At 63.8% G+C, this 26,660-nt stretch carries 22 protein-coding genes; 7 read left to right on the forward strand and 15 right to left on the reverse strand.

Annotated elements, in window-relative coordinates:
* The first annotated feature begins 230 nt into the window (after positions 1 to 230).
* Positions 231 to 2,372: a phosphocholine-specific phospholipase C gene (locus tag P3T43_RS23285; protein WP_429283395.1), complete on the forward strand. Its 2,142-nt coding sequence runs from the start codon at positions 231 to 233 to the stop codon at positions 2,370 to 2,372.
* Between the two features lie 89 nt (positions 2,373 to 2,461).
* Here the strand turns inward: P3T43_RS23285 and P3T43_RS23290 are convergent, their stop codons facing one another.
* The 7 genes from P3T43_RS23290 to P3T43_RS23320 form a co-directional block, all read right to left on the reverse strand.
* Positions 2,462 to 3,763, reverse strand: a complete 1,302-nt coding sequence (locus P3T43_RS23290; protein WP_429283396.1) for an MSMEG_0569 family flavin-dependent oxidoreductase — start codon at positions 3,761 to 3,763, stop codon at positions 2,462 to 2,464.
* Positions 3,764 to 3,861: 98 nt separating this feature from the next.
* The gene (locus tag P3T43_RS23295; protein WP_429283397.1) at positions 3,862 to 4,146 is read right to left on the reverse strand and encodes an MSMEG_0570 family nitrogen starvation response protein; all 285 of its coding nucleotides are present in this window, start codon (positions 4,144 to 4,146) and stop codon (positions 3,862 to 3,864) included.
* On the reverse strand, positions 4,121 to 5,128 hold the full coding sequence (locus P3T43_RS23300; RefSeq protein ID WP_429283398.1) for a sll0787 family AIR synthase-like protein: 1,008 nt from the start codon (positions 5,126 to 5,128) through the stop codon (positions 4,121 to 4,123). Before P3T43_RS23300 ends, P3T43_RS23295 begins: the two co-directional genes overlap by 26 nt.
* Positions 5,125 to 5,709 (reverse strand): MSMEG_0567/Sll0786 family nitrogen starvation N-acetyltransferase, encoded by a 585-nt coding sequence (locus tag P3T43_RS23305; RefSeq protein WP_429283399.1) that lies wholly within the window; start codon positions 5,707 to 5,709, stop codon positions 5,125 to 5,127. Before P3T43_RS23305 ends, P3T43_RS23300 begins: the two co-directional genes overlap by 4 nt.
* Before the next feature lie 2 nt (positions 5,710 to 5,711).
* Positions 5,712 to 6,782 (reverse strand): MSMEG_0568 family radical SAM protein, encoded by a 1,071-nt coding sequence (locus tag P3T43_RS23310; protein ID WP_429283436.1) that lies wholly within the window; start codon positions 6,780 to 6,782, stop codon positions 5,712 to 5,714.
* Between the two features lie 10 nt (positions 6,783 to 6,792).
* Positions 6,793 to 7,818: a Nit6803 family nitrilase gene (locus tag P3T43_RS23315; protein ID WP_429283400.1), complete on the reverse strand. Its 1,026-nt coding sequence runs from the start codon at positions 7,816 to 7,818 to the stop codon at positions 6,793 to 6,795.
* An 18-nt stretch (positions 7,819 to 7,836) separates the two neighbouring features.
* Positions 7,837 to 8,319, reverse strand: coding sequence for an MSMEG_0572/Sll0783 family nitrogen starvation response protein (locus P3T43_RS23320; protein WP_429283401.1), 483 nt, complete (start codon positions 8,317 to 8,319; stop codon positions 7,837 to 7,839).
* A gap of 391 nt (positions 8,320 to 8,710) precedes the next feature.
* Here P3T43_RS23320 and P3T43_RS23325 point away from each other — a divergent pair, with 391 nt between their 5' ends.
* Both P3T43_RS23325 and P3T43_RS23330 read left to right on the forward strand, forming a co-directional pair.
* On the forward strand, positions 8,711 to 10,102 hold the full coding sequence (locus tag P3T43_RS23325) for a PLP-dependent aminotransferase family protein (RefSeq protein ID WP_429283402.1): 1,392 nt from the start codon (positions 8,711 to 8,713) through the stop codon (positions 10,100 to 10,102).
* A gap of 154 nt (positions 10,103 to 10,256) precedes the next feature.
* Positions 10,257 to 11,963, forward strand: a complete 1,707-nt coding sequence (locus P3T43_RS23330; RefSeq protein WP_429283403.1) for a hypothetical protein — start codon at positions 10,257 to 10,259, stop codon at positions 11,961 to 11,963.
* Between the two features lie 15 nt (positions 11,964 to 11,978).
* Here the strand turns inward: P3T43_RS23330 and P3T43_RS23335 are convergent, their stop codons facing one another.
* The 3 genes from P3T43_RS23335 to P3T43_RS23345 form a co-directional block, all read right to left on the reverse strand.
* A complete protein-coding gene (locus tag P3T43_RS23335; RefSeq protein ID WP_429283404.1) occupies positions 11,979 to 13,874 on the reverse strand; it encodes a methyl-accepting chemotaxis protein in 1,896 nt (631 codons plus the stop codon).
* A 230-nt stretch (positions 13,875 to 14,104) separates the two neighbouring features.
* Positions 14,105 to 14,485 carry a DUF5594 family protein gene (locus P3T43_RS23340; protein WP_429283405.1) on the reverse strand — a complete coding sequence of 127 codons (381 nt, stop codon included), beginning with the start codon at positions 14,483 to 14,485 and terminating at the stop codon, positions 14,105 to 14,107.
* A gap of 50 nt (positions 14,486 to 14,535) precedes the next feature.
* Positions 14,536 to 15,768, reverse strand: a complete 1,233-nt coding sequence (locus P3T43_RS23345) for an alpha/beta hydrolase family protein (protein WP_429283406.1) — start codon at positions 15,766 to 15,768, stop codon at positions 14,536 to 14,538.
* 434 nt (positions 15,769 to 16,202) lie between these two features.
* Here P3T43_RS23345 and P3T43_RS23350 point away from each other — a divergent pair, with 434 nt between their 5' ends.
* The 4 genes from P3T43_RS23350 to P3T43_RS23365 are packed head-to-tail and all read left to right on the forward strand — an operon-like array spanning position 16,203 to position 21,199.
* Positions 16,203 to 18,386 (forward strand): FUSC family protein, encoded by a 2,184-nt coding sequence (locus tag P3T43_RS23350; RefSeq protein WP_429283407.1) that lies wholly within the window; start codon positions 16,203 to 16,205, stop codon positions 18,384 to 18,386.
* A 34-nt stretch (positions 18,387 to 18,420) separates the two neighbouring features.
* Entirely contained in the window at positions 18,421 to 18,630 is a 210-nt protein-coding gene (locus P3T43_RS23355; RefSeq protein WP_429283408.1) for a DUF1656 domain-containing protein, read from the forward strand.
* Complete coding sequence (locus P3T43_RS23360; RefSeq protein ID WP_429283409.1) at positions 18,627 to 19,715, forward strand: efflux RND transporter periplasmic adaptor subunit; 1,089 nt, start codon at positions 18,627 to 18,629, stop codon at positions 19,713 to 19,715. The genes P3T43_RS23355 and P3T43_RS23360 overlap by 4 nt, the downstream gene beginning before the upstream one ends.
* Complete coding sequence (locus tag P3T43_RS23365; protein WP_429283410.1) at positions 19,712 to 21,199, forward strand: efflux transporter outer membrane subunit; 1,488 nt, start codon at positions 19,712 to 19,714, stop codon at positions 21,197 to 21,199. The genes P3T43_RS23360 and P3T43_RS23365 overlap by 4 nt, the downstream gene beginning before the upstream one ends.
* A 121-nt stretch (positions 21,200 to 21,320) precedes the next feature.
* Here P3T43_RS23365 and P3T43_RS23370 read toward each other — a convergent pair whose 3' ends face one another.
* From P3T43_RS23370 to P3T43_RS23390, 5 genes are all read right to left on the reverse strand, one after another.
* Positions 21,321 to 21,764, reverse strand: coding sequence for a PRC-barrel domain-containing protein (locus P3T43_RS23370; RefSeq protein WP_429283411.1), 444 nt, complete (start codon positions 21,762 to 21,764; stop codon positions 21,321 to 21,323).
* Between the two features lie 68 nt (positions 21,765 to 21,832).
* Positions 21,833 to 22,654 (reverse strand): alpha/beta fold hydrolase, encoded by an 822-nt coding sequence (locus P3T43_RS23375; RefSeq protein ID WP_429283412.1) that lies wholly within the window; start codon positions 22,652 to 22,654, stop codon positions 21,833 to 21,835.
* 107 nt (positions 22,655 to 22,761) lie between these two features.
* Positions 22,762 to 24,483 carry a ubiquinone-dependent pyruvate dehydrogenase gene (poxB, locus tag P3T43_RS23380; protein WP_429283413.1) on the reverse strand — a complete coding sequence of 574 codons (1,722 nt, stop codon included), beginning with the start codon at positions 24,481 to 24,483 and terminating at the stop codon, positions 22,762 to 22,764.
* Positions 24,484 to 24,793: 310 nt separating this feature from the next.
* The gene (locus P3T43_RS23385) at positions 24,794 to 25,624 is read right to left on the reverse strand and encodes a transglutaminase family protein (RefSeq protein WP_429283414.1); all 831 of its coding nucleotides are present in this window, start codon (positions 25,622 to 25,624) and stop codon (positions 24,794 to 24,796) included.
* Between the two features lie 8 nt (positions 25,625 to 25,632).
* Positions 25,633 to 26,574, reverse strand: coding sequence for an alpha-E domain-containing protein (locus tag P3T43_RS23390; RefSeq protein WP_429283415.1), 942 nt, complete (start codon positions 26,572 to 26,574; stop codon positions 25,633 to 25,635).
* Between the last annotated feature and the right edge of the window lie 86 nt (positions 26,575 to 26,660).

Here is a 26,660-nt window from a genome sequence, read left to right on the forward strand (position 1 = left end):
GCCCTGGGCGGTGCCGCCAACCACTGGAGCCAAGGCAACGCAGTCCGCCTTGCCGGCGCACACCATCCAGACACCGCCGCCTCCCACGCAGGTCGGCACAGCCGCATCCGACAGTCTTGCAACACCCGTGATTCACACCGTTGATTGAGGTCGTCCGACTCCCCGCGCCGGTCGTTTCATTGCCTGTTTGCCGTCGCGCATATTCCTTCTCCTGAAGATCGAAGCCCAACATGACATCAAAAAATCGCCGTGATTTTCTGCGCGCAGCCGCCTCGGCTGCCGGTTCCGCAACCGCGTTAGGGATGCTGCCGCTCGGCATCCGCAACGCGCTTGCCCTTCCCGCCAACAATGCAACCGGCAGCATCGAGGATATCGAGCACATCATCATCCTGATGCAGGAAAACCGCTCGTTCGATCACTACTTCGGCACGCTGCGCGGCGTGCGCGGTTTCGGCGACACGCGTGCGGTCTCGCTGCCCACCGGCAATCCGGTGTGGTATCAACCGCTCGCGGAAGGCATCGCCGCCGATGCCGCCTATGTGCTGCCGTTCCGCCCGAGCGCGCCGAACCTTGGCCTGCAGTTCCTGCAGGATCTCGCGCACGACTGGAACAGCACGCACACCGCATGGAACGGCGGTCTCTACGACCAGTGGGTGCCGGCCAAGGGCACCACGACGATGGCGTACATGACCCGCGAAGATATTCCGTTCCACTACGCATTGGCCGACGCATTCACGATCTGCGATGCGTACCACTGCTCGATCATGGGTCCGACCGATCCGAACCGCTACTACATGTGGACCGGCTGGGTAGGCAACGACGGCAACGGCGGCGGTCCGGTGATCGATAATTCCGAACTGGGCTACGGCTGGTCGACCTATCCGGAAGTGCTGCAAAACGCTGGTATTTCCTGGAAGATCTATCAGGACATGGGCACCGGCCTGAACGCCAGCGGCTCGTGGGGCTGGACCTCGAATCCGTACATCGGCAACTACGGCGACAACTCGCTGCTGTATTTCAACCAGTACCGCAACGCGCAACCGGGCAACCCGCTCTACGACCGCGCGCGTACCGGCACCAACGTGTCGAATGGCGGCACTTACTTCGATATCCTTAAACAGGACGTGACCAGCAATACATTACCGCAGGTCTCGTGGATCGTCGCGCCGGAAGCCTATTCCGAACACCCGAACTGGCCCGCCAACTACGGCGCCTGGTACGTCGACCAGGTGCTGCAGATCCTGACGTCGAACCCGGAGGTGTGGAGCAAGACGGTGCTGCTAGTCAACTATGACGAAAACGACGGCTTCTTCGATCACATGGCACCCCCGTTTGCACCGTCCACCAGCGCCAACGGTTTGTCGACCGTCGCGCTCACCAACGAAAACTACACGGGCAACGGTCAATATACAGCCGGCGCGAATGCCAATGGGCCCTATGGTCTCGGACCGCGCGTACCGATGATCGTGGTGTCGCCGTGGTCGAAGGGCGGCTATGTGTGCTCGCAACTGTTCGACCATACGTCTGTCATCCGTTTCATCGAAAAGCGCTTCGGGCACAACCACGATCTCGGCGAATCGAACATCACGCCCTGGCGCCGCGCGATTTGCGGCGATCTGATGTCCGCGTTCAACTTCGTCAATCCGAACGACGCCGAACCGACCTTGCCGAGCACCGCCGGCTACGTGCCGCCGGACCAGTTGCGTCATCCGGACTATGTGCCGCTGCCGCCGCTCGTCCAGGCCGTGCCGAAGCAGGAACCGGGCGTGCGCCCCGCGCGTGCGTTGCCCTATGAATTGTTCGTACGCCTGCACGACGAAGCTTCGCAAGGCAAGCTGACGATGCGCTTCGTCAACAGCGGCCAGGCCGGTGCGGCGTTGCTGGTCTACGCCACCCATAGCAGCGCTACACCGCGCAGCTATACGGTCGAAGCCGGCAAGCGTCTCGAAGACGATTTCCCGCTCAACGCCAACGGCACCTACGACTACACGGTATTCGGTCCGAATGGTTTTCTGCGCCGCTTCGCCGGCAAGCCGGCCGTCGCGTCGAACTGGTGGAATCATCCGGAAACCGCGCGTCCGGAAGTGGCCGCAGGCTACGACGTCGCCAACGGCAACCTGCAGTTGCGACTCGAAAACCTCGGCACGGCGCGTTGCGAGTTCACTATCGCCAACGCGTACGATCCGGGTATGACCCTCACGCGCACCGTCGCGGGCGGCAACAATGAGGAACTCTATCTCGATCTGCGTGCGGCTTACGGCTGGTACGACCTGACGGTGACCGTCAATACGGACGCGACGTTCGTGCGGCGCCTCGCCGGTCACGTGGAAACGGGACGCAGCAGCATGAGCGATCCTGCGCTGGGTAGTTAGGCCTCCATGACGTCTGTATAGACCGTCTCCCCCGTTCCGCTCGCTTTGCGCGGAACGGGGGTCTCATCTGCCTTCGCTGCCCAAGCCCCTCAAGCTGCCATCGACGCACAAGCCGCCGCCCGCTCGCGCTGCTTCGCAAGAATCGCCTGCACGACGTGATCCGCATCGCGCGCAATCCCCGAAAAGCGGCCCGAACCCCACGTGTGTAGCCACGGCAAGCCGACAAAATAAAGTCCCTCAACCGGCGTGATGCCGCGCGTATGCGCCGGATAGCCTCGCCCATTGAACACAGGCGCGTCGATCCAGCTAAAGTCCGGCGTAAAACCAATGCACCAGATAATCGCGGCAATCCCACTGTCTTCGAGCGCGAGCGTCGTGCGTTCCTCAGCCGGTTGCCAAACGGGTTCGTACACTCCGCCAGCAGGCGCGTCGAGCGCGTTCTTTTCAATGAAGCTGTCGATACTGGCGTTGATACGGTTATAGGTGTCGTCCGCATCGTCGAGATTGGCCGCGAGATTCGGCGTGAAGTACAGCGACCCGTCGCGCAGGTCTTCGAGTCGTCCGTATAACTCCATGCCTTCGGCGGCGAATCTGCGCAGGTCGATATCGCGGCCACCATCGCGACCGGTCACATAGTGATTGGTGTTGTCACGCACGCCTTCGCGCAACGGATGCTTTTCCACCGGCATATCGTAGTACTGCATCTGCGCGAGCCAGTCCACCACATCGCGGCCGCGATAAAAGCGCGCGCAGCGTGGCGCCTCGCCCACCGCGAGCACCACCTTGCGGCCGGACAGGTGCAGGTCCTCCGCAATCTGCGCACCGGATTGGCCGGAACCTACGACCAGCACGGCACCCTCAGGCAGCGTCTGCGGATTGCGGTACTCCGACGACTGCAACTGCACCATCCGTGCGGGCAGGCGTTCTGCCAGACGCGGCACGATGGGCGTGTGGTAGCCGCCCGAGGCCACGACCACGTGATCGGCCGTGAAATCTCCCTGGCTGGTCGCCACTGCATACGTGCCGTTATCGCGCCGCTTCACGCGGCTGACCTGCGTATGCTCCCGCACCGGCGCATCCACCATCGCGATGAAGCCGTCGAGGTAGGCGACGATTTCGTCCTTTTTCATGAAGCCGTGCGGATCGTCACCGGCGTAGGGATGGCCCGGCAGCGCGCACTGCCAGTTCGGCGTGACGAGACAGAACGCATCCCAGCGCTGCTTGCGCCAGGTATGCGTGACCGTTTCCTTTTCGAGCACCAGATGATCGACCCCACCCTGTTTCAGGTAGTAACTGATCGACAGACCCGCTTGCCCGCCGCCCACCACGAGCACGCTGTAGTGTCCAGGTTCGCCGGTCCCGCTGGACACGGAGTGCGCTGTATTCGACATGATGCGTCCTTGCAAATAGAAAAGCAGCCTGATCTCATCGCGCGGCGGTCCGGACAGAACAGGTCAGGCGCGACTCGAACCTGTCGCATGACTGCGGCTCAGATCAGCTCGATGACTTTTACGCTGGCGCCCGCCTGCTCGCGAAAGCGTTGCGCGTCACGTTCGATCTGCGCCAACTGATCCATTGCCGCCGAGCATGCGAAGCCGTACCTGGCCCGCACGCGCTCCGAGGCGATGTTGAGCGCTTCGCGCGAGCGTTGGACAAAATCGTCCAGCGCATACGTGTGGCCCGGCGTAAAGAAATCGCTGATTACCTGCGAAGGCGAATAGCAGTTCGCTTCGCCGCCATCGGGCCATTCAATCCGGAAGCGCATGACAGGCATGAGGGCTCCTTTGTGCCGGCAGAATGAAGGATTCACCGCTGAAGTCCCATAACACTTCGGCATCCTCACCACGACGGACCACCACCGCCTGCGTGTCGTCCACCGTACCGATCTCCGCGCAAGCGAGCGAGCGCGCCGCGAATCGCGCCTGAATGGTCTTCACCTGTTCCTCGCGTACCGACAGCAAATAGCCATAGCTCGGAAACGCGGTGAGCCAGCGCGCTAGCGGCACGTCGGCGGGCATGGGAATCGCGTCGAGATCGATACGCGCACCGACCCGCGAGCATTCGAGCAGCATCAAGGCGGTCCCGAGGGCACCTGCCATGCTGATGTCCTTGGCGGTGTCGCACAGACCGCTTTCCGCCAATTGCGGCAGGAGTTCGAGATCGCCGCGCAAACGCGTCGCAGGCGCGCCGACCGACGCATTCCAGAACGGATACGGTTCCTCGAAGCGACCGCGCAGATCGACCGCCATCAGCAGACGGTCGCCTGGCCGCGCGTTGAAGCTCGACAACAGCGCCTTGGCGCGTCCCACGATCGATACGGCCAGTTGCGCCTGATCGCTGCGGGCATTGGTGTGTCCGCCGACAATCGGCACGCCATACGCCACCGACGCCGCAGCCATCCCCGCCAGCACCTCGTGCGCGGCCTCGACGTTCTCGCTCCATAACGCATCCACCACTGCGAGCGGCCGTCCACCCATCGCGTAGATATCGCTGACGTTGACCATCACGCTGCTATAGCCCGCAAACCACGGCATCGTCTGCACGAAATCGCTGACCATGCCTTCGATGGCAAACAGCAGATAGCCTTCGCCGTCTGTCAACGCTGCGCAGTCGTCGCCTAACGCCACCGCCTGGGCGAGATCGCGCGCGCCGTGAGGCAAGCGCTGCGCCAGCGACGACACCACGCCGGCAATATCCGTTTTATGCCGGAAGCCACGGCTCTCGCGCAGACCGGCGACCAGCTCCGCCACGCTCATGATCCGCTCCGCGCCTGGGTGACGAAGCCGCTGCGCGGCGCCGCGCACGGCGGATAGTGATCGAGTTGCGCCTGCATCAGATGATGCGGGCGTCCGTGTATCCGCTCCTGTTCGAGCGCATCCCAATGCAAGGCACGAAAGAGCGGTACATTCTGGCTCTGTACGTGCGCGAGAAAAGTTTCGCAGCCGAGTGCGCGGGCACTCGTCACGGCCAGCCGGATCAGCGTCGCGCCGATCTTGCCGTGCCGCCGGAACGCCGCGTGCACCGCCAGCCGCGAGCCATACCAGACACCCGGCGCTTCCTGATGGATACGCACCGTGCCCACCACCTGGTCGGGAATTCCGGCGAGACAGCTCACCGCGACCAGTTGCTGGGCCCGCTCGTCGATCGCGTCGCGGTCGTCGCCCACAAAGATGCCCTGCTCGATGCAGAACACCGCGCGCCGCAGCTTGTAGGCCTCCTCAGCTTCCCACGGCAGCGTGGTCCACTTGATGCGGTATTCGGCCGGTGTGTACCGCGCCGGCAACGCCGGTGGCACATCGAGCACGTTCGACACTCCTGCGATCGCTTCGCCCCACATGGTCACACCTCGTACGAAGACAACGATGAGCACGCGCCGCACTTGCCGCAACCGGCCTTGATATCGCTCGAGCGCAGACCCGCCGCGGCCAGCATCGCGCCGAGCGGTTGCAGGACCGACTTCATGAATTCCGGTGTCGGCGCCGGATGGTCCTCAAGCGGCGTGCCGCTGATCGGCACGAACGGCACCACGAACGGATACACGCCGAGTTCGATCAGCTCGCGCGAGGTCGTCAGGATCGCCTCCGCGCTATCGCCAAGTCCCGCGAGAATGTAGCTGCTGACCTGCCCGCGGCCGAACACGGCTACCGCCGCCTTGAATGCCTCCATGTAGCGCGACATCGGCACGCCAGACTTGCCCGGCATGATGCGTTCGCGCAGCAGCGGCGTGACGACTTCAAGATGCATGCCGAGCGTGTCGATACCGCTCGCCTTCATGCGGGCGAACCAGCGGTCGTCGTCGGGCGGCTCGCACTGCGCCTGGATCGGCAAATCGACCGCGGCCCGGATCGCAAACGCGCTTTCGCACAGGATCTGCGCACCGCGGTCGCTGGTGGGCGGTGTGCCGGTGGTCAGCACCATATGTTTGACACCATCGAGCAACACGGCCGCACGCGCCACTTCGGCGAGTTGTTCCGGCGTCTTGCGTGCGATCGTGCGACCCGCCGCCAGCGATTGACCAATCGCGCAGAACTTGCAGGTCTTGCGGCGGCTTTCGTAGCGGATGCAGGTCTGCAGCACCGTCGTCGCCAGCACATCGGCACCATGGAGCGTCGCGATCTGCGAGTACGGCACGCCGTCGAGCGTCTGCATGCCGTAAAAACGCGGCGCCTTGGGAAAGCTGATGTTGGCAATCGGAATCGTGCCGCGCAATAAAGCACTCACGCCGCCCGCATCCGCCGCAGCGGCGACGAACGGCGAATGCCACGCACTGTGGGTGTGTACCGGCACCATGATCGTCACGCCATCCACCGTGACCGCCTTGTGATCCGATGGCCCCGCCCCGCCGCGCCGACTGGCGACACCGGTGCCCGGATCCGCGAGCCGCAAACCGGCCGACTGCAACTCCGTCATCAATTGCCGGCTAGCGGCCGGCAGCGTCTCGTTCGAGTTCATCGCGGCTTCCCACGGTTGAGTTGAAATCGGTGGCAGTCTCGGCAACCGAAGCGTCCCACGACGGCATCGGCGACACGGTCGCGGCCGGCCGTTCGTTGATCGCGAGGCTAAGCAGTTCTGGCCGCGCGTAATGACCGACCGAATCCATCATGCGTTTGCGTTTGGTAATCAGCGCCATGTCCAGATCTGCAATCACCATGCCCTCGCCTTCGCGCAGCGGCGCGGCCAGATGCTGGCCCTCGGGCGACACGATCGCCGTATTGCAACCGCCGCGCAGCGCTTTCTGAAGACTCGCTTCGCTGGTGATCGAGCCAATCTGCGCTTCGGTCAGCCAACCCGTTGCATTGACAACGAAACAGCCTGACTCCAGTGCGTGATGACGGATCGTCACCTCGATCTGCTCGGCGAAGATCGGCCCCACCAGCGAGCCCGGAAACTGGCTGCAGTGAATCTCCTCGTGCTGCGTCATCAACGCATAACGGGCGAGCGGGTTGTAGTGCTCCCAACACGCGAGCGCACCGACCCGCGCGACAGCCGTCTGCACGACTTTCAAGCCAGCCGCATCGCCTTGGCCCCAGATCATTCGCTCGTGGAAGGTCGGCGTGATCTTGCGGCGCTTGAGCAGCAACTGACCGTCGACATCGAAAATCAGTTGCGTGTTGTACAGGCTGCCGTAATCGCGCTCGTTGACCCCGAGCACCACCACCATGCCATAGAGGCGCGCGCGTTCGGCGACGGCCTGCGTCACAGGCCCCGGTACCACCACCGCCTCCTCGTATAAGCGCATGTGATCGGCACCGGAAGCCACCGGCGGCCGCACGAACGAAAAGTACGGGTAATACGGCACGAAGGTCTCGGGGAACACGATCAGTTGCACGCCCTCGCGGGCGGCCTGATCGATCGCCTCGCAGACCTTGTTGAGGGTGCCGTCGTGGCGTTCGAAGTCCGGCGAAATCTGGACCGCCGCAGCACGAACAATGCGTTTTTCAGACATGGTGGTGGCCGCCTGTGCTCAGACCGTCCAGGTGTGGATGATCAGTGCGTTGTCCTTGCGATGCAGAAGCTGGATATCCAGCACGTCGAGCGGACTGACCGGGCGAATGCCTTCAATCAGCGAGGCCTCGCCATGCCCGTAGAGCGCCTGCAATGCAAAGCGGCACGCGTACACTTTGCCGCCTTCTTCCATGAACTTCATCAACTGCTTGTTGAAGTTCAGATGACCTGGAAACGCTTCGTCGCCGAGCGTCGGAAAACCGCGCTGCAAGCCGAGTGTGACGCCCGGCCCGTACAGCAGCACCGAGGTCTCGAAGCCTTTTCGTTGCAGCCGCGTGGCCTGCAGCATATTGACGAAACCGATCGAGCCCTCGAACGCCACCGTATGAAACGTGACGAGCGCCTTTTCACCCGGCTCGGCCTTCACGTCTTCGAAAACCTTCTCTTCATAGTCGACGAAGTAATCGCCCTTCTGATGCAGCGGCGTGTTGACGGCTGGCATGGCACTCTCCAAGCAGGTTTGCGTGAACGGGGTTGTCGTGTGGTGGCAAGCAGCGCCGCCTTGATCTTTGCACCGCACTCACTAACGCAACGCCCGTGCCATTGAAGGCCGCCGCTCATGCGATCACTTTCCAATCAAACAGACGATCATTCGTTTAGCGCCCCGAAATTATTTTTGGCCCGAAGGTTGCATACAAGTGGTGCCGTCAACGCAAGCGGCTGTGCGGACCTCGATCGCACCAGCCGGGTGCGATTCTGCTGGTGCGCATGCGCGGGGCCGGTGCAGTCGTTCACCAGATACGATCAATCCGATCATTGCGTCCGATCACTTTTCATCGTCGCGCGAGGCCGCTGCGACCGCCGCTAAACCGTCATCTATCTTCACGAAAACGATGAGTAGCCCGACACATCACTGGATCAAACGCCTCGCCGAAATCCGCAAGCCGGCTTACCTCGCGATTCCCGATCTGATCGAAGAAGATCTCGCCACCGGACGTCTGCGGCCGCGCGACCGCCTGCCGGGTCTGCGCGATCTGGCCGGCGAACTGGCGCTCAACTACACCACGGTGGCGCGTGCCTATGCGGAGGCGAAGAAGCGCGGCCTGCTCGATTCGCGTGCCGGCAGCGGGACCTTCGTGCGCGGCCGCACGGCCACGCTGCCGCTAGCGGGCGGCAGCAGCATCGAAATGACGATGAATACGCCGCCCGAGCCCGCCGACTACGCGCTGCGTTTGCGCGAGTCCGCCGCGCGTTTGATGGCGGACAGCGATCCCTATCAGCTGTTGCGCTATCAGGATTTCGGCGGCGCGCCGGCGGACCGGGCAGCCGGCACTGAATGGCTCAGGCGCCGTCTGCCGAACTGTTCGCCGGACCACGTGCTGGTCTGCCCCGGCATTCACAGCGCGCTGGTTGCGCTGGTTTCGCAACTGGCGCGGCCTGGCGCGATGATCTGTCTCGACACGCTCGCCTATCCGGGTATCAAGGCGATTGCCGCGCAACTCGGCGTGCGGCTGCAGGCGCTCGCGCGTGACGACGAGGGACCGCTCGCGCATGCGTTCGAGGCGCTATGCAAGACCGACAAGCCGAGCGCGTTCTATTGCAATCCCACCCTGCAGAATCCCAGCACGCTGACGCTCACCCACAAGCGGCGCGAAGCGCTCGCGGATGTCGCCTTGCGTTACAGCATTCCGATCATCGAGGACGATGCCTACGCGATGCTGCCGCTGCAGGCGCCCGATGCGCTGGCCAGCTTCGCGCCTGAGTTGACCTACTACGTCACGGGTTTGTCGAAGAGTCTTGGCGCCGGTTTACGAGTCGCCTATCTGCAGGCGCCGACACCGCGCCAGACACAACGCCTCGCGGGTGCTCTGCGCGCGACGACGGTGATGGCCAGCCCGTTTACGGTATCGCTCGCGACCCAATGGGTGAGCGACGGCACGGCGCAAGAGATGCTCAATGCCATTCGCAGCGAATCGAAAGCGCGGCAGGCGATCGCCGCACGTGTGCTGGGCGAATCGTCTTATGACGCGCATGCGGATGGTTTTCATCTATGGCTGCCCATCGCAGGCGTGGGTGGATGGAGTTCAGCCGAACTGGCGCTGCAATTGCGCAACCAGGGAATCGCCGCGGTCGCCAGCACCGCATTCTCCACCGACGGCAATCCGCCTAACGCATTACGGGTGTGCCTGGGTGGTTCGAAGAATCGTGAAGAATGTGCAGAGGCGTTGCGCATCATCGCCGAGACGCTCGAGCATCCGCACCATCTGCATTCGGCAATTATGTGAATGAAGTCAGACGAAAGCCGCGCCGACAAGTCAAGACACCTGACGAAGTTGAAAGCAGCACGTCAAACATCCTTCATCAAGCGCTGGTAGGGTAGATCGGTTGTCCTGCAAGTCCGTCACCACTATTCCCCCAAACGCCGTACGGAGACTACAGATGCAAACCGTTGCCCGCGCCTGCGCACCTTCCCGCCTCACGTCCCACGCCAATTTTCGTTCCCTGCGCAAAGCACGCACCCCGCTGCTGGCGTTGACGTTGCTCGCCGCCAGCCTCAGCGCCTCGGCGCAGCAGTTTCCCTTCAACGGTGAAAGCCCGTTTTTCCCGGGCTTGCTGGTGGTGAGCCGCAGTGTCTACGACAACCTGTCGAGCAACGTACAGCCCGGTACGGTCCTGCCGCCGAACTGCGCGAACACGACGGGCGGCTGCAGCGCGGCCACCGGTGCCACGAACGACGGTACCTATCCGTACGTCTGGAACAACGTGCTCTACGACGCCAATTTCGGCATCACCTCGCGAATCTATCTGGATCAGGTGACGCCCTCGGGCGGACTCGTCAGCTCGCTGGAAGTACCCAATAGCCTGCACGACCACGATACGCACCACCAGCTCGTGACGAGCTTCAGTTCGAAGTCCGAACTGGCCTTGCATCTGTCGACCGACGGCCAGTATCTGAGCTTCGTCGGCTATGTTGCGCCGGTCAACGCGCTCGACGTTTCGAACGCGAATACGCCGGGCGAGGTGGATCCGACCAATCCGGACGGCCAGAACGTCTATCGCGGCATTGCGCTGGTGGATCGCTCCGGTCATTTCCGTTTCACCGAAACGAACGCCTTCAGCGGCGACAACGGCCGCGCCGCGATTCTGAACAACGCCAACGGTCACGAACTGTTCTATGCCACCGGCAATGCCGGTAACGGCGCGAACCCGCAGCCGGACGGCGTCATCATCGGCACCGGCGCGCAGCTCGTGGACCTGTCGAAGCAACCCGAAGCGGAGCAGAACCCCGGCACACCGACGCCGCTCGGCAGCTTCTCGGTGACCCAACTCGGCGTCAAGGCCGACAAGATCGGCAAGGACGATAATTTCCGCGGCGTCACGATCTACAACAACGTCCTGTACTACACCAAAGGTAGCGGCAGCAACGGCGTCAACACGGTGTACTTCCTCGATACCACCGGCACGGCCTGCCCCTCCGGTGTAGGCGTGCCCGCAGCCAACGCCAAGCTGCCCACCACGCCGCTCGCGTACAACGCCGCCACGCTGCAAACAGCGGGCTTGCCGAGCAACATGTGTATCCTGGCGGGCTTCCCGTCGACGCCCAACAAAACCGCCACGACCCTCGCGTATCCGTTCGGCCCCTGGTTCGCCAACGCCACGACGCTGTATGTCGCGGATGAAGGCGACGGCTACACGGGCGGCACCGATCTGTTCACGCATGCCGCCGCACAGAAGGGCGCCGGGCTGCAGAAATGGATCTACAACGCCGCAGCGAAAAAATGGACGCTTGCCTATACGCTGCAAGCCGGTCTGAATCTGGGCACGCAGTACACCGTGCCGCGCTATCCGACCGGCTCGAACGCGGCCACGGGCCTGCCGTGGGCGCCTGCAACGGACGGACTGCGTAGCCTGACGGGCCGGGTGGAAGACGACGGCACGGTGACGCTCTGGGCGATTACGTCGACCGTGAGCGGCGATGGCGACGTCGGCGCGGATCCGAACAAGCTGGTGGTCACGCGCGACGTGCTGAAGAACACCAGCCCCGCTGCGAACGAGAAGTTCGTGACGCTACGCAGCGCGGGATTTGGTGAGGTGCTGCGCGGCGTGTCGTTCACGCCGGGCACCGATACGAATGGACGTTTCTAGACGCGCAGCGCGCGCTTAATCGACGGCACGCAGACGGAACGCAGCCACTGTCTCGTTCAGTTGCCGCCCCTGGTCTTCCAGCGAACGGGAAGCCGCGGCGGCCTCTTCGACGAGCGCCGCGTTCTGCTGCGTGACGTCGTCCATTTGGGTGATGGCCAGATTGACCTGGGCGATGCCGCGGCTCTGTTCGTCGGATGCCGCCGCGATCTCGCTCATGATGGCCGTCACCTGCCCCACCGCATGCGTGACTTCCGACATGGTCTGCCCTGCTTCGGTCGCGAGCGCCGAGCCCTGATGAATCTTGCCGACCGAGGCGCCGATCAGTTCCTTGATCTCTTTCGCCGCGCTCGATGAACGTTGCGCGAGACTGCGCACTTCGCTTGCCACCACTGCAAAACCGCGGCCGTGTTCACCGGCACGCGCCGATTCCACCGCTGCGTTGAGCGCGAGAATATTGGTCTGAAACGCGATGCCCTCGATGATGCCGGTGATATCCGCGATGCGGCTCGAACTCTGGCTGATATCGCTCATCGTGACGACGACCCGGTCCACCACGTCGCTGCTGCGACGCGCCACGTCCGAGGCATTCGAAGCGAGCGAACTGGCTTCGCGTGCGTTGTCGGCATTCTGTTTGACCGCGGACGTCAGCTCTTCCATGCTGGCGGCGGTTTCCTCCAGCGCCGCGGCCTGCTGCTCGGTACGCGCGGAGAGATCGGCGTTGCCCGCCGAGATCTCGCCCGTCGCCACGCGCAGCGTCTCGCTGTTGGCGCGGATATTCAGCAGCACGCCGTTGAGCTTTTCTACGAATGCATTGAACTGTGCAGCCAGCACGCCCACTTCGTCGTCGCTCGTCACCGGCAGACGTTGCGTCAGATCGCCGTCGCCCGATGCGATGTCCTGCATGCCGTTCGACACCTGGCGTAGCGGCGCCGTCAGTTTGCGGCCCAGTGCGGTGGTCAGCGCGAGCGCAGCGGCCAGCGCGATCAGGCCGGCTGCGATCAGGATCGCGCTCAGGCGATTGGCCGATGCCATCATCTCGTGGTGCGGAATCAGGCCGATGTATTTCCAGCCCAGTTCCGGCGAGGTATAGATGACGCCGTCATAGCGCGTGCCGTCGATATCGATCGATTGCTCACCGTTTGCGATATCCGCGAGTTGGCGATAGCCGTCGCCGAGATCCTTGAGCGCCTTGAAATTGTGCGACGGTTCGCGCGGATCGACCAGCACCGTGCCGCTGTCTTCGACCACCATCAGATAACCGGTGTCGCCAAAGTGCACCTGGCCGATCATCTTCGCGAAGCCGTCGAGCGAGATATCCATGCCGAGCACGCCGAGCGGTTTGCCCTGGCTGTCCTGCACCGTCCGCACGAAGCTGATGATGACGTTCTTGTCGCCACCCGAATTCGCATAAGCCGGCGTGCGACGCACTTCGCCTGCGGCCTGGGTCCCTTCGGTAAACCACGGGCGTTCACGCGGATCGTAGTGGTCGCTGGTGAATTTTCCCTTCGGCCACTGCACATAGCCGCCCCACTTCGTGCCGACGTAGACGTATTGCAGATCGGGGTGGCTGTCGCCGAAGCGCTGCAGCAGATGGAAAATGTCGGTCTCGACGCCGCCGTTGGTATCGGGCGTCATCTGGCCGCCGTGCGTCAGATAGTTCGCCACCGACTCATTGGCCGACTGCACCAGCGGCGTATTGGACAGGAACACGACGTTGTCGTGAATCCGCCTGAAGGTATCTTTAAGGCTGGCATCGATCTGACGAATCTGACCGTTGCTCGCCTCGTTGAAACTGTCGACCGCCTGACGGCGGACATTGAGCGTAGCGAATAGCGTGATCGCGAGAATGGTGGCCGCGAGCGCCGCGCCGAAAATAAGGCTCAGTTTGACTGCAATTGAGCGCATGCCCATACGAGGGACTCCGTCCGGAAGGCGTTAGATGATTGACGGCAAGCAGCGAACACACGGCAATGTGCGGATCACCGAGGTTCATGAATGCCCCAACGACTCCAAAGGTCCGACGTGTCTGCGCAGCTTGCATCTCTCTCGCCATTTACGGCGTCGTTTCACCCAGCCTGAACGGGATTCATTTTTAATAATTGACTGACTGCGGCGGCACGCACCGTGGGCGCGGACGAAAGCTAGGCCTCGAAGTCCAGACCGCCGAGCAACATTTCGATCTCCGCCTGCGAATGGGACCGGAAGTCCACCTCACGCGCGAGGTGCCACGCCTCGAGTTTGCGCGGCAGCGCCTTCAGATAGCGGGCAAAACGCGCCTCGCCGCCCTCGCCCATCAGACGCTCGATCTCGTCGCTGTCCCAGGTGAAATGCAGATTGAGCGGATGCGGATAGTGACGCAGCGCTTCGATCGACGCAGCCCACATCCTGACCCGCGTGGGGTGGCCGTGGCCCGCGTAGGGTTGAACCTCTGTATGGACGCCGCTATCGAACAGGCCGGCGAGGGTCGCGGCAATCCGCGGTGCAAATTCGTGGTCGAACCTGGCCACGGTCTCCGGATTCATGTGAGTCTCCATCACGATCGGCGAATTATCGTAGCACGCGGCTCCTTGCGCTACTCGGCCACATGCTGTCCCTCCGCATAGACCTTACAACCCGCCCATTTGCCATTGCAGTAGGCCAACGCCTCGTCCGCGGCCTCCTGCGACGAACGCTCGATCAGGCTGTAAGCGCAATGGCCGCCTTGAGCAATGACAAAGGCCTTGCCCTCATTACGCGACGCACCGTAGGCATCGAAGCGGTCCTGGCAGCCGCGATTCAAACCAGCCGGCGCCGGCAGCGCCGCGAGCGAGGGCAGATCGACCACCATCGCGGTCGGCAGATGCAGGCTCTGCAGAAACGGTTCGAGCGTCGGCCACCAGGTTTGCGCGGGGGCGTCGTAGAGCAGTTCATGGCCGTCCTCGCCAAACGGCGGCAGCACCGCGAGTTGCGCCGGCGCGCCATGGGACGTGTAGGCGCTCAGCATCTGGCGGGCCAGCTCAGGGCTGAAATAGTGATCGTTTTCCGACCACACCCATTGGCTCGGAATCCTCGCGCTCGCGCCATATTGTCCGAGCGTGGCAATCAGTTGATCCGTGCGGCACACATAGTCGGGGCGCAACGAGCCGCGGCCACCCGCAAAATCCACTATCCCGAGCACGCCTTGCGGATTGCGCGCGGCCGCCGCGAGCACCGCAAAGCCGCCGGTCGACTTGCCGAGCAGGATCACGCGCTGCGGGTCCACCCAAGGTTGCAGGCGCAACGATTCCAGCGCGCCGAGCACATCGTCCGCGGATGCCTTGCCGGTGCCGGGATAGTCCTCGTCGCTACATGAACCGAGCGCTTCCGCATAGGGTCCGTCCGAACGACCAAAGCCGCGCCGCAACACGATGACGGCGGCGTAACCGCGCTGCGCGAACGCCACCGCCGCGCCTAGCATCAACTCCGGCGCGCGATCCACGACGCCCGCCCCGACGCCGCGAGGCGTTCCCGGCGTCATCAGGACGAGCGGCAAGCGGCCCGGACGGGCGGGCCGCACGACCAGCGCTTCGAGCGTGGGCTTCGCGCCGTCCGGCAAGCTGATCCGCAGGCCGATGCGCTCGCGCACCAGACCCGGCAGCAGGCTCGCCCCGGTGGACGACGTCGTACCGGCCGGCGCTGGCGGCAGCGCCGCCAGTTGTTGCGCCAGAACAGGCAGTGGCACGCTCACCAGCAGGAGCAACAGGGCGTGGGCGCGTAGTCGTCGCACGGCCCGGCACATAAGCGTTGCGCATCCCGGGCGGATGTCCAGCTCAATCAGGTCTCTCATTGTTCAATGCCTTTGCTGATGTCGAGCCATGCGCCGCAGGCGAATCATGTCCGTACGGTCTGCTCAGCAGTTTAGTCTGCGCAGCTGCGAGCGGTCCATGCTTCACGCACTTGCCTGGGGCGGCTACGCAAGGCGCCTCCATGCCGCTGATTGCGCACCTGGCACCCGGCGTCGACGACGCTCCAGTTCGAAGACTTGCGCATAAGCGGGACAGACTCATTTATCATGCAAGCTTCATGCTGGTCATATGGACAGACCGCCTCCAGTGGTCGCCGGATAACCAGCGGGCATCCACTGCCGGTGCTTTTTTCTTCACCCTAGCCGATGCGAACCATGTCGAATCCCGATGCCTTTCACCCTGGCGTTCGCGGCCCCCGTGGGCTCGTCCGGTCATGGCGGCGCGCTGCGTCCGCGCTAGCCACCGCGTAGCGCCTATGGTTTACCCCTCACTGCGCGACTGGCTTTTTTCCGTCAAGACCTTTGGAGCGGCGATGCTCGCCCTCTACATCGGGCTTGTGTTTCAACTGCCACGCCCCTACTGGGCGATGGCATCGGTCTATATCGTGTCGAATCCGTTCGTCGGCGCGACCCGTTCGAAAGCGCTCTATCGTGCGCTCGGCACCGCCCTCGGCGCGTCGGCGGCCGTCCTGCTCGTGCCGCCTTTCGTCGAATCGCCGTATCTCTTCAGCGTGATCGTCTCGCTCTGGACAGGCACCCTGCTTTATCTGTCGTTCACCGACCGCACCGCGCGCAGCTATGTCTTTCTGCTCGCGGGCTACACGATGCCGTTGATCGCGCTGCCGGCGGTGTTCAGTCCGACCAGTGTCTTCGACCTCGCCATCACCCGCACCGAGGAGATCGTGCTCGGCATCGTGTGCGCCAGCGTCGTCGGCAGCACGGTGTTTCCGAACCGGCTCGCGCCGTCGCTCATCGAACGTACCGACGGCTGGTTCCACGACGCCGCCTTCTACGCCACCGAAACGCTCGCCGGGCGGATTGCCGGCGCGGCGATCTCGGCTTGCCGCCAGCGGCTCGTCGCCACCGTCAACGCCCTCGAAATGCTGCTGAGCCAGCTCGCCTACGACCAGACCCGCCCTGACATCCTGACCCGCACCGAGGCCTTGCGCGGCCGCATGCAGTTGCTGCTGCCCATCATGTCGTCGCTGGCCGACCCGCTGATGGCGCTGCTCGGCAGCCAGCGCGAGCAGCGCCCCGCCGGCCTCGAGCCGCTGCTCGCCGACGTTATCAAATGGTTCAATACGCCGTTGCGTCCGGCCAGCCCGGGTGAGCGGCCCGACCGCGAAGCCGACGCCCTGCGCGCGCGTATCGCCACGTTGCAGCCGCCACCTGCGGCCCTCGCCACGTGGGACGGCGCGCTGCTTTCGAATGCCTTATGGCGCCTGCAGCAGGTCGTCGACGTCTGGCAGGACTGCCTGACGCTGCGCGACATCATCACGGGAGAAGACGGCACCTGGCAGCCGCGCTTCCGGCACTGGCGCGTGGGCGGTACGGCGCGCTACTTCGACCGCGGCATCATGCTGTTTTCCGCCGCCTCGGCGGTGGGCGCCATCATCGTCGCGAGCGTGCTGTGGATCAGTTCGGGGTGGAACGAAGGCGCCAGCGCGGTCACCCTGGCAGGCATTGCCTGCTGCTTCTTCGCCGCGCTCGACGACCCCGCGCCGCAGGTGTTCAAGTTCTTCATCGCCACGGCGATCAGCGTCGTGCTGGCGGGACTGTACCTGTTCGCCGTGCTGCCGCACGTGCATGATTTTCCGATGCTGGTGATCCTGTTCGCCGGGCCGTTCATTCTGGTGGGCACCTTGATTCCACGCCCGCAGTTCACGGTCATCACCTTGCTGGTGGCGGTCAACACCGCGACGTTCATCAGCATTCAGGATGCTTACGACGCCGACTTCTTCATCTTCGCGAACAACAACCTCGCCGGACTCGCAGGCCTGCTGTATGCCTTTCTGTGGACCCGCGCGACGCGGCCGTTCGGCGCCGAACTGGCCGCGAGCCGCCTGATGCGCTCGAGCTGGGCGGACGTGGTGCTGAGCGCCTCGACGCGGCCCATCGAAGATCAGCGCAATCTCGCCGCGCGCATGCTGGACCGGCTGATGCAACTGATTCCGCGGCTCGCCGCCACCGACGACCAGCGCCACCCGTCCATCGAAAGCTTCCGCGACCTGCGCATTGCCTTCAACGCAATCGACCTGCGCCGCCTGCGTCCGAAGCTGGGCGGCGACGTGCCGGCGGCGATCGACGGCGTGCTGGAAGGCATCCGCAGCCACTTCGAAACCTGTATCGACCGCCGCGGGCGCCAGCCGGCGCCCGATAGCCTGATGTCCAGCATCGACGCCGCGCTCACGCGCGTCGCCGCGCTCGGGCTGGCGAACGCAGCTGACGCAGCCAAAGCACCCGATGCGCCCAACGCGCCCAACCCAGCGGCCAATGCCGCGCCGCCTGCGCCGGCGGGCGCTGCCAGCAGCGCGGCGCGCCCGGCACGGCAACTGCGCGATGCCCTGCATGCGCTGGTCGGCTTGCGCCTGTCGTTGTTTCCGGCCACGATCGCTTCGTTGACTCCGCCTGCTCCGCCCAAAGAGGAACCTGCCGCCTGATGAGCCCATTGACTTCACTGCAGGGTTTCAGACCATGATCGGCGAAATCGATATTTTCGGCGTGTTCGTGCCGGCCGTGCTCGTGCTGATGTTCATCGCCTACCTGATCAACCTCGTGATCCGCACACTGCTCGCGCGCACCGGTTTTTACCGCTTTGTCTGGCATCGCTCCATTTTCGATCTCGGCATCTACGTGGTGGTGCTGGGTCTTGTCGTCATCGTTTCGCACCGGTTCATAACGTGAAAAAAACCTGGTTCTCCGTTGGTCAGATCGTGCTGACCCTGATCGTCGTCGTGATCGCCGGCTTCGTGCTGTGGAAGCTGGTCAACTACTACATGTTCTCGCCATGGACACGCGACGGCCGCATTCGCGCCGACATCGTCCAGGTGGCCCCGGACGTGTCCGGTCTGATCACCGAAGTCGACGTGGTCGACGACCAGCCGGTCAAACAGGGTCAAACGCTGTTCCTGATCGACCAGGCGCGTTACACGCTGGCGCTGCAGCAGGCGGAAGCCACGGTGCAGCAACGCCGCGCCACGCTCGATCAGGCGCGCCGCGAAGACGTGCGCAATCATCAGCTGGGCGACCTGGTGGCACGTGAAGTGGCGGAAGAAAGCCGCTCGCGCGTCGAGACCGACGAAGCGGCGCTCGCCGATGCGCTCGTCGCGGTCAACACGGCGCGGCTGAATCTGCAGCGCACTCATATCGTCAGTCCGGTTGACGGCTATCTGAACGACCGCGCGCCGCGTACCGGCGAATACGCAGCGGCGGGCCGGGCGGTGGTGTCGGTGGTGGACATGCATTCGTTCCGCGTGGACGGCTACTTCGAAGAAACCAAGCTGAGCGGCATCGATATCGGTCAGGCGGTGGACATCAAGATCATGGGCGAGCCGGGGCTACTGCGCGGCCACGTGGCGAGCATCGTGTCCGCCATCGAGGATCGCGATCGCGCCGAGGGCTCGAATCTGCTGCCGAACGTGAATCCGGCTTTCAGCTGGGTGCGCCTCGCACAACGCATTCCGGTGCGCGTCGCGCTGGACGAGATACCGAAGGATTTCCGCATGATTGCCGGGCGCACGGCGACGGTGTCCGTGCGCGTACCCGCGCCTTCGCTGGACATGCGGGCTGCGGATGAGCGCACGACGGCGTCGGCGGCGCTGGCGGCTTCGCCGGCTTCGGTGCCGGCGAGCGCTGCGCAACTGGCCGTGCAACCTGCTCCACAAGCCACCGTGCAACCTGCCGTGCAAACCACTGTGCAACCAGCATCGCCCGCTGCCCAGACGGCCTCGCAAGCGGCTAAGCAACCCGCAGCGAGCCCCGCAAAATGAAGCTGTCGAGTCCACACCCTCAGCCACGCCCTCTTCCGCGCCTGCGTCCAGCGGCATCGCGGGCACTGCTGGCGCCGCTCGCGCCCGTGCTCGTGTTAGCGCTCGCGGCCTGCACCGTCGGCCCGAATTATTCGCTGCCCAAGGCCGCGGTCATCAACGCGCCATTCGCGGATGCGCCGTTGCCGGATGTCGACGGCGCGCATATCTCGCAGCAACCGGTGCCGTCCGACTGGTGGCACCTGTACGACGATCCGGTGCTCGAAAAACTCGTCAGCGATGCGCTGCAATCCAACACCGACCTGCGCGTCGCCGCAGCGAATCTCGCGCGTTCGCAGGAAGCGCTTGGCGTCGCCGAGGCGCAAGGCGGTTTTTCGGGCGGTGCGGAGGTGGCCTTCGCGCGGGCCCAGGAGTCCGGTCAGCAGTTCCTGATCTTCAGCAAGATTCCGGTGGCCAACGAAGGCGCGGCGGGCATTACGGTCTCGTACGAATTCGATCTGTTCGGCAAACTGCGCCGCGGCGTGGAAGCCGCCAATGCCGACAGCGAAGCCACCCGGGCGGCCGCCGATCTCGCGCGCATCACCGTGGTGGCCAACGTCGTGCGCGCCTATATCGAGAACTGCTCGGCAGCGGACGAACTGGCCGTGGCGCAAGAGTCGCTGGCGCTGCAGAAGGAAAGAGTGGATGTGTCGCGGCGTTTACGCGATGCCGGCCGCGGCAATCAGCCGGATGTGACGAGCGGACAGACTCAGGTCGAATCGCTCGCGGCCGATATTCCGCGCTACACCGCGCGCCGCAAGATTGCCCAGTATCAGCTCGCCATGCTGCTCGCGCGGGCACCCTCCGATCTGCCGCCCGCCGTGCTTGCCTGCAACAAGGTGCCGCAGATCAAGCAGGCGCTGCCGGTCGGCGACGGCGCCGCCTTGCTCAAACGCCGCCCCGATGTGCGCGAAGCCGAGCGCCAGCTGGCGGCTTCGACGGCGCGCATCGGCGTGGCCACCGGCGCGCTGTATCCGACCGTCAGTTTCGGCGCCGGCACCGGGACGACCGGCCTCGCCGAAGATCTCGGCAACGCGCAAACCAACTACTGGCGATTCGGTCCCCTGATCAACTGGACGTTCCCGGTCAACGGTGCACGTGGCCGCGTGCGCGAGGCGCAGGATGCGAGCACGGCGGCGCTCGCTCACTTCGACGGCGTGGTGCTCAACGCGCTACGCGAAACCGAGACGAATCTGGCGACCTATGTGGCCGATTACACGCGTGCCGAGGCACTGCGCGCGGCGCTGAAGTCGGCCACCGATTCGGCTGGCGAAACGCACCGCCTCTATGTGGGCGGACGGCAATCGTTCATCGCGGATCTGGATGCGACGCGAACGCTGACGTCGGTGCGCTCGCAGGTTGCCGCGGCCGAAGGACAGGTCGCGGTCGATCAGGCGAATCTGTTCCTCGCGCTGGGCGGTGGCTGGGAGACGGACGCGGCGAAGTAAGGGTGAACTGAGCGGCGAAGTAAGGGTGAACTGAGCGGCGAACTGGGCACCGAGCGACGCCTGACCGGTTCAGGGAGACCCCAGTCAGGCGTCGTAGACAGGCCGGGTGACCCCGATTACCTCAATGGTGTTCCGAAAACTCGGAGCGCGCCATCGGCACGGTGGCGACGTGCGTGTACTGGAACGCCGGCATCGCCTTGATGGCTTCACGCGTGCCGCCGGGCAGCGTGAGCTTGCCCTTGACGAAGTCGAGCTGATCGATCGGCACCGCTACGTCATGCTGCGAAACACCCGCAAACTGATGCGCCGCGATGATCGCGAACGACGCGGACTTGTCCGGCGCGATGATGATGTCGTGCACCACACCAATCTGCTCGCCGCTGTCATTGACCACCGGCTTGCCAAGAATCGCCTTCTTCACGCTCCAGCCGCGCACGATCAGATCCGACTCCGACACGGTGATGCCGATCGGCTGGGAACCCGCCACCTGAGCACGTGCCTGCAGACACGCGACGCTCAACGTGGAGCTGAGCAAGAGGGCCATCACAAGCTTTGATTTTTTCATGATCGTTCTTCCTGTTGAAAAAAGGCACCACGCACAACTGCAATCCGGTAAGTGCCAAGCGCTGAGCGTTATGACTGAATGAAGGCCAGAAGATCGGCGTTGACCTGATCCGACTCGGTGGTACACATGCCGTGCGATGCGCCCGGATACACCTTGAGCGTCGCATTTTTGATGATTTCCACCGACTTGCGCCCGGACCCATCCAACGGCACGATCTGATCGTCGTCGCCCTGGAGGATCAGCGTGGGCACATCGATCTTCTTCAGGTCTGCCGTGTAATCGACCTCCGAGAACTGCTTGATGCACTCGTAGAGGCCCAGCACCGAGCCCGCCATGCCTTCGCGCCAGAACTCGTCGATCACTGCCTGCTTGACCGTGGCATTGGGCCGGTTGTAGCCGTAGAACGGCAGCGCGAGATCCTTGAAGAACTGCGCGCGATTGTTCATCGTACCGTCGCGAATGCCATCGAAGACTTCCATCGGCACACCGCCCGGGTTCGCGTCGGTCTTCAACATCAGAGGCGGCACGGCGGAGATCAGCACCATCTTCGACACGCGTGAAGTGCCATGACGTCCCACGTAATGCGAGATTTCGCCGCCGCCGGTGGAATGGCCCACCAGCACCGCGTCTTTCAGATCGAGCGAATCGATCAGGGCCGCGAGATCGTCGGCATAGGTGTCCATCTCATTGCCGGTTCCGGTCTGGCTCGAGCGTCCATGGCTGCGACGATCATGGGCGATCACCCGATATCCTTTCTGCAGAAGAAACAGCATCTGCACATCCCACGCATCGGCGCAGAGCGGCCAGCCGTGCGAGAACACAATTGGCTGGCCCGTGCCCCAGTCCTTGTAGTAGATGTGCGCGCCGTCCTTGGTCGTAACGAAACTCATGCCGTGTGCTCCTGTAGGTGCGGGTGGAAATTCGTCAGCTTCGCCCATGCTGGGCGGGTCGTGCAGATCGCGTCCGTCAAATACCTTTACTTATTCGCCACCCGGATCTAGCGCAGGTTGGTCTTCGCGAGTTCGACGATCTCGTCGCCGCGTCCGCTCAGAATCGCGCGCAGCATATACAGGCTGAAGCCCTTGGCCTGCTCGAGCTGGATCGTAGGCGGCATGGCAAGCTCATGTTTGGAAGTCACTACATCCACCAGCGCCGGACCAGGATGCGCGAAGGCTTGCCGCAGCGCTGCTTCCACGCCCTCCGACTCTTCGACGCGGATGCTGAAGATCCCGGCGCCTTGCGCGATGGCGGCGAAGTCGGTCTTGCTCAGGTCGACATTGTTATCGAGGTAGCCACCGGCCTTCAACTCCATCGAAACAAAACCGAGCAGGCTATTGTTGAACACCACCACCTTGATCGGCAGATCGAGCTGACGTGCCGTGAGCAGGTCGCCCAGCAGCATCGACAGTCCGCCGTCACCCGAGAGCGACACCACCTGCCGCTGCGGATGCCCGGCCTGCGCGCCGAGCGCCTGCGGCATGGCATTGGCCATCGAGCCGTGATTGAACGAACCATGCAACTGGCGCTTGCCGTTCATCGTCAGATAACGCGCGGCCCAGAGCGTCGGCGTGCCGACATCGGCGGTGAAGATGGCGTCGTCGCTCGCCGCCTCGTCGATCATGCGGGACAGATACTGCGGATGAATCGGCCGGCCCGGACCCGCGGGCGTCGCGAGGTCGTCGAGTCCCTTGCGCGCCGAGGCGTAGTGCTTGCGGGCGTTATCGATGAAGCGGCGCTCGGTCTTGCGCGTGAGCTTCGGCAACAGGGCCGCGACCGTCTCCTTGACCGTGCCGACGAGGCCCAGCGCCAGCGGCGCACGCTTGCCCAGTTGCGAGCCTTTGTGATCGATCTGCACGACCTTGGCATCAGGCGGATAGAACGGCCGATAGGGGAAATCGCAGCCCAGCAGCAGCAGTGTTTCGCACGACATCATCGCGTGATAGCCCGAGCTGAAGCCGATCAGTCCGGTCATGCCCACGTCATACGGATTGTCGTATTCGATAAACGGCTTGCCGCGCAGCGCGTGCACGATCGGCGCACCCAGCGTGTCCGCCAATGCGACGACCTCGTCGTGGGCACCTGCGACGCCGCTGCCGCACATGAGGGTCACCGCTTCGCAGCCGTTCAGCATTCCGGCGAGGCGATCGAGATCGGCGGCGGCCGGCACGATGGTGTGGGGCGAACTGTCGCTCAATGAAGGCGCTTCGGCGGGCCCCTCGCTCAATGCAATGTCACCGGGCAACACGATCACGGCGACGCCGCGTTCCTCGATGGCCGTGCGCATCGCGCGTTGCAGCACACGCGGAAACTGCGAGGCATTGGAGACCAGTTCGACGAAGTGACTGCACTCCTTGAACAGCTCCTGCGGATGAGTCTCCTGAAAGTAGCCGAGGCCGATTTCCGTAGACGGAATATGCGCGGCAATGGCCAATACCGGTTGATGGTTGCGATGGCAATCAAACAGACCATTGATCAGATGCAGGTTGCCCGGGCCGCAACTGCCGGCGCACACGGCGAGCTTGCCGGTAGCGGCCGCATCGGCCCCCGCGGCAAAGGCCGCGACTTCCTCGTGACGCGTGTGCATCCAGCGTATCGAGCCGAGCTGGTCGAGGCTGTATGCGAGTCCGTTCAGACTGTCGCCGGTGACGCCCCAGATGCGCTCGACACCTGCCGCAGCGAGTGTTTTTGCCAGAAAGTCCGCAATGGTATGCCGGGCCATACGTTACTCCTTGACGACAGCGTCGGCCGAACCCTGCGCGTGAGCACGCAGCTTTGAATTCAGCGACCTTGTTAGGAAACGGTAAGAGGCAGCGCACGGTTGCGCCCAAGAGCGTGGCGGCCTGGATCAGGCTCCGGCGAGAAGCCGGACATCGCCGCACGTTTGAGCTTAGTTGATGGACACCGAACTTGAAAGTCCTGAAACGACGTCGAGGGACGGTGGCAGGTCGAGCAGGATCGCAGCTTCATGTTCCAGGCGTGTGAAACGGCGTCACTCCGGCAGACGATTCATTCCCGCGTTAGCCCTGGCTCTAACTTTGACTCTGACTCTGACTCTGGCCCGACACCTGCAGCACGCTGATCTCGACCGTCAGCGTTTCCGCACCCGGCCCCGAGCGCACGCCGGACACCGGCATCGCATCGCGGTAATCGAGCCCGGTTGCCATGCGCACATAACGCTCGTCCGGGCAGGTGTCGTTGGCAGCATCGAAGCCGACCCAGCCTAGTCCATCGACATGCGCCTCGGCCCAGGCGTGGCTCGCGCTCTGCTGCGCGACGCCATCCATCAGCAGATAGCCCGAGATGTAGCGGGCCGGCACGCCGAGCCGGCGCGCCGCGGCGATGAACGCATGCGTGTGGTCCTGGCAAACGCCGGAGCCGTCGCGCAAGGCCGTTTCTGCGTCCGTGCCGACCTCGGTGCTGCCAGGCACGTAGGCGATCATGCTGTGCACCGCATTCATCAAGCGGTGCAGCGAGTCCAGTTGCCCGCTGCTGGCGCGCACGCTTTCCGCCAGTGCCTGCACGCGCTCGCCGGGCTGCGTGAGCAGCGTTTCCCGCTCGTAGATCCACGGCGGTGTCGTGTCGCTGGCCACGCCATAGACACCGGCCATGTCCACGGTCTCCACCGTTCCGGCCGCGACGATGACGATCTCGTGCTTGTTGCGCTCATGCCGTACGAGGTCAGCGCGATTGCCGAAGCCGTCGGTCCAGCTCGTGACCGGCTCGACGCCATCGACGGTCACGCGCCAGTCGAGCACGTTCTGCCCAGGGCCGGACTGCGGCCGCAGCCGCAGGCGCTGCAACGCATAAGGAACCGGATGCTCGTACTGATAATGCGACGTGTGACGAATGGCGATGCGCATGGCCGTACTCAATCGAAGTTGTAGGACTCGGCGATTTCAAAACCAAGCCGGTTGTTCTGCGCGATGAAGCCGGTGAGAAACTCGTGCAGTCCATGGGAAAAGATCTGCTGGACCGTATTGTCCCGGAGCGTGGCGAGCGTCTTGTCCGCGGTCTTCTGGCATTCGTGATTGACGCCGTAGTCCTGTGCCAGGTAGTGCAGATTATCGACGACGTTCAGATAGCAGAAATGCAGCGAGCGCGGCATGCGGCCGTTGAGGATCAGATAGTCGGCGACGTTGACAGGCTTGTATTGCACGTCGTAGACCCAGCGGTAGGACCGGTGCGCGTCGACCGAACGCAGGATCGACTCCCACTGAAAGTTGTCGAGCGAGGTACCGACGTACGACAACGCAGGCAGCAGCAGATGATATTTGACGTCGAGAATGCGCGCCGTATTGTCGGCCCGTTCGATGAACGTACCGATGCGCGAAAAATTGAAGATCTCGTTTCTCAGCATGGTGCCGTGAAACGCACCGCGAATCTGCGCGGATTCGCGCTTGATGCGATCGAGCACGGCCGGCAGTTCGCTTGCCGGCACCGGCGTGGCGAGCGCGCGTCGGACCACCATCCACGCTTCGTTGACGCTCTCCCATGTCTCGCGGGTCAGCGCGGTACGCACCATGCGCGCGTTCGAGCGCGCCGCCTCGAAGCTCGACAGCACGCTCGACGGATTGTCGGTGTCGCGCAGCAGATAGTCGGAAACCGTGTCGGCCGTGCAGACGTCGTGTTTCTGTTTGAAGCCCTGTTCCGTGCCGGACGTCACGATCACCGACGACCACGTGGCCGGCGCATCGGAGCTTCGTGTCAGCGCCATGCGCAGTCCCGCATCGACCACCCGTGCGATGTTTTCCGCGCGCTCGATATAGCGGTGCATCCAGTAGAGCCCGCTTGCTGTGCGTCCAAGAAGCATGTGCTGTCCTAATCGAGTGTCTGTTTGCCTGCTCTTTGCCCGCTGCTTTGCCGCTGTGCTGCCGCTGCTTTGGCCGCTGCTTTGCC

Origin of the sequence: Paraburkholderia sp. GAS41 (genome assembly GCF_050436545.1) — a bacterium.
Lineage (GTDB): Bacteria > Pseudomonadota > Gammaproteobacteria > Burkholderiales > Burkholderiaceae > Paraburkholderia.

Excerpts from the sequence above, each read along its gene's own strand:
- P3T43_RS23295 (WP_429283397.1), bottom strand. The coding sequence starts at position 4,146 with ATGCCTGTCATGCGCTTCCGGATTGAATGGCCCGATGGCGGCGAAGCG.
- P3T43_RS23320 (WP_429283401.1), bottom strand. The coding sequence starts at position 8,319 with ATGCCAGCCGTCAACACGCCGCTGCATCAGAAGGGCGATTACTTCGTC.
- P3T43_RS23335 (WP_429283404.1), bottom strand. The coding sequence starts at position 13,874 with ATGGGCATGCGCTCAATTGCAGTCAAACTGAGCCTTATTTTCGGCGCG.
- P3T43_RS23385 (WP_429283414.1), bottom strand. The coding sequence starts at position 25,624 with ATGCGCATCGCCATTCGTCACACGTCGCATTATCAGTACGAGCATCCG.
- P3T43_RS23390 (WP_429283415.1), bottom strand. The coding sequence starts at position 26,574 with ATGCTTCTTGGACGCACAGCAAGCGGGCTCTACTGGATGCACCGCTAT.
- P3T43_RS23325 (WP_429283402.1), top strand. The coding sequence starts at position 8,711 with ATGAGTAGCCCGACACATCACTGGATCAAACGCCTCGCCGAAATCCGC.
- P3T43_RS23290 (WP_429283396.1), bottom strand. The coding sequence starts at position 3,763 with ATGTCGAATACAGCGCACTCCGTGTCCAGCGGGACCGGCGAACCTGGA.
- P3T43_RS23355 (WP_429283408.1), top strand. The coding sequence starts at position 18,421 with ATGATCGGCGAAATCGATATTTTCGGCGTGTTCGTGCCGGCCGTGCTC.
- P3T43_RS23350 (WP_429283407.1), top strand. The coding sequence starts at position 16,203 with ATGGTTTACCCCTCACTGCGCGACTGGCTTTTTTCCGTCAAGACCTTT.
- P3T43_RS23330 (WP_429283403.1), top strand. The coding sequence starts at position 10,257 with ATGCAAACCGTTGCCCGCGCCTGCGCACCTTCCCGCCTCACGTCCCAC.
- P3T43_RS23310 (WP_429283436.1), bottom strand. The coding sequence starts at position 6,782 with ATGACGGAGTTGCAGTCGGCCGGTTTGCGGCTCGCGGATCCGGGCACC.
- P3T43_RS23365 (WP_429283410.1), top strand. The coding sequence starts at position 19,712 with ATGAAGCTGTCGAGTCCACACCCTCAGCCACGCCCTCTTCCGCGCCTG.
- poxB (WP_429283413.1), bottom strand. The coding sequence starts at position 24,483 with ATGGCCCGGCATACCATTGCGGACTTTCTGGCAAAAACACTCGCTGCG.
- P3T43_RS23370 (WP_429283411.1), bottom strand. The coding sequence starts at position 21,764 with ATGAAAAAATCAAAGCTTGTGATGGCCCTCTTGCTCAGCTCCACGTTG.
- P3T43_RS23315 (WP_429283400.1), bottom strand. The coding sequence starts at position 7,818 with ATGTCTGAAAAACGCATTGTTCGTGCTGCGGCGGTCCAGATTTCGCCG.
- P3T43_RS23375 (WP_429283412.1), bottom strand. The coding sequence starts at position 22,654 with ATGAGTTTCGTTACGACCAAGGACGGCGCGCACATCTACTACAAGGAC.
- P3T43_RS23340 (WP_429283405.1), bottom strand. The coding sequence starts at position 14,485 with ATGAATCCGGAGACCGTGGCCAGGTTCGACCACGAATTTGCACCGCGG.
- P3T43_RS23285 (WP_429283395.1), top strand. The coding sequence starts at position 231 with ATGACATCAAAAAATCGCCGTGATTTTCTGCGCGCAGCCGCCTCGGCT.
- P3T43_RS23305 (WP_429283399.1), bottom strand. The coding sequence starts at position 5,709 with ATGTGGGGCGAAGCGATCGCAGGAGTGTCGAACGTGCTCGATGTGCCA.
- P3T43_RS23300 (WP_429283398.1), bottom strand. The coding sequence starts at position 5,128 with ATGAGCGTGGCGGAGCTGGTCGCCGGTCTGCGCGAGAGCCGTGGCTTC.
- P3T43_RS23345 (WP_429283406.1), bottom strand. The coding sequence starts at position 15,768 with ATGAGAGACCTGATTGAGCTGGACATCCGCCCGGGATGCGCAACGCTT.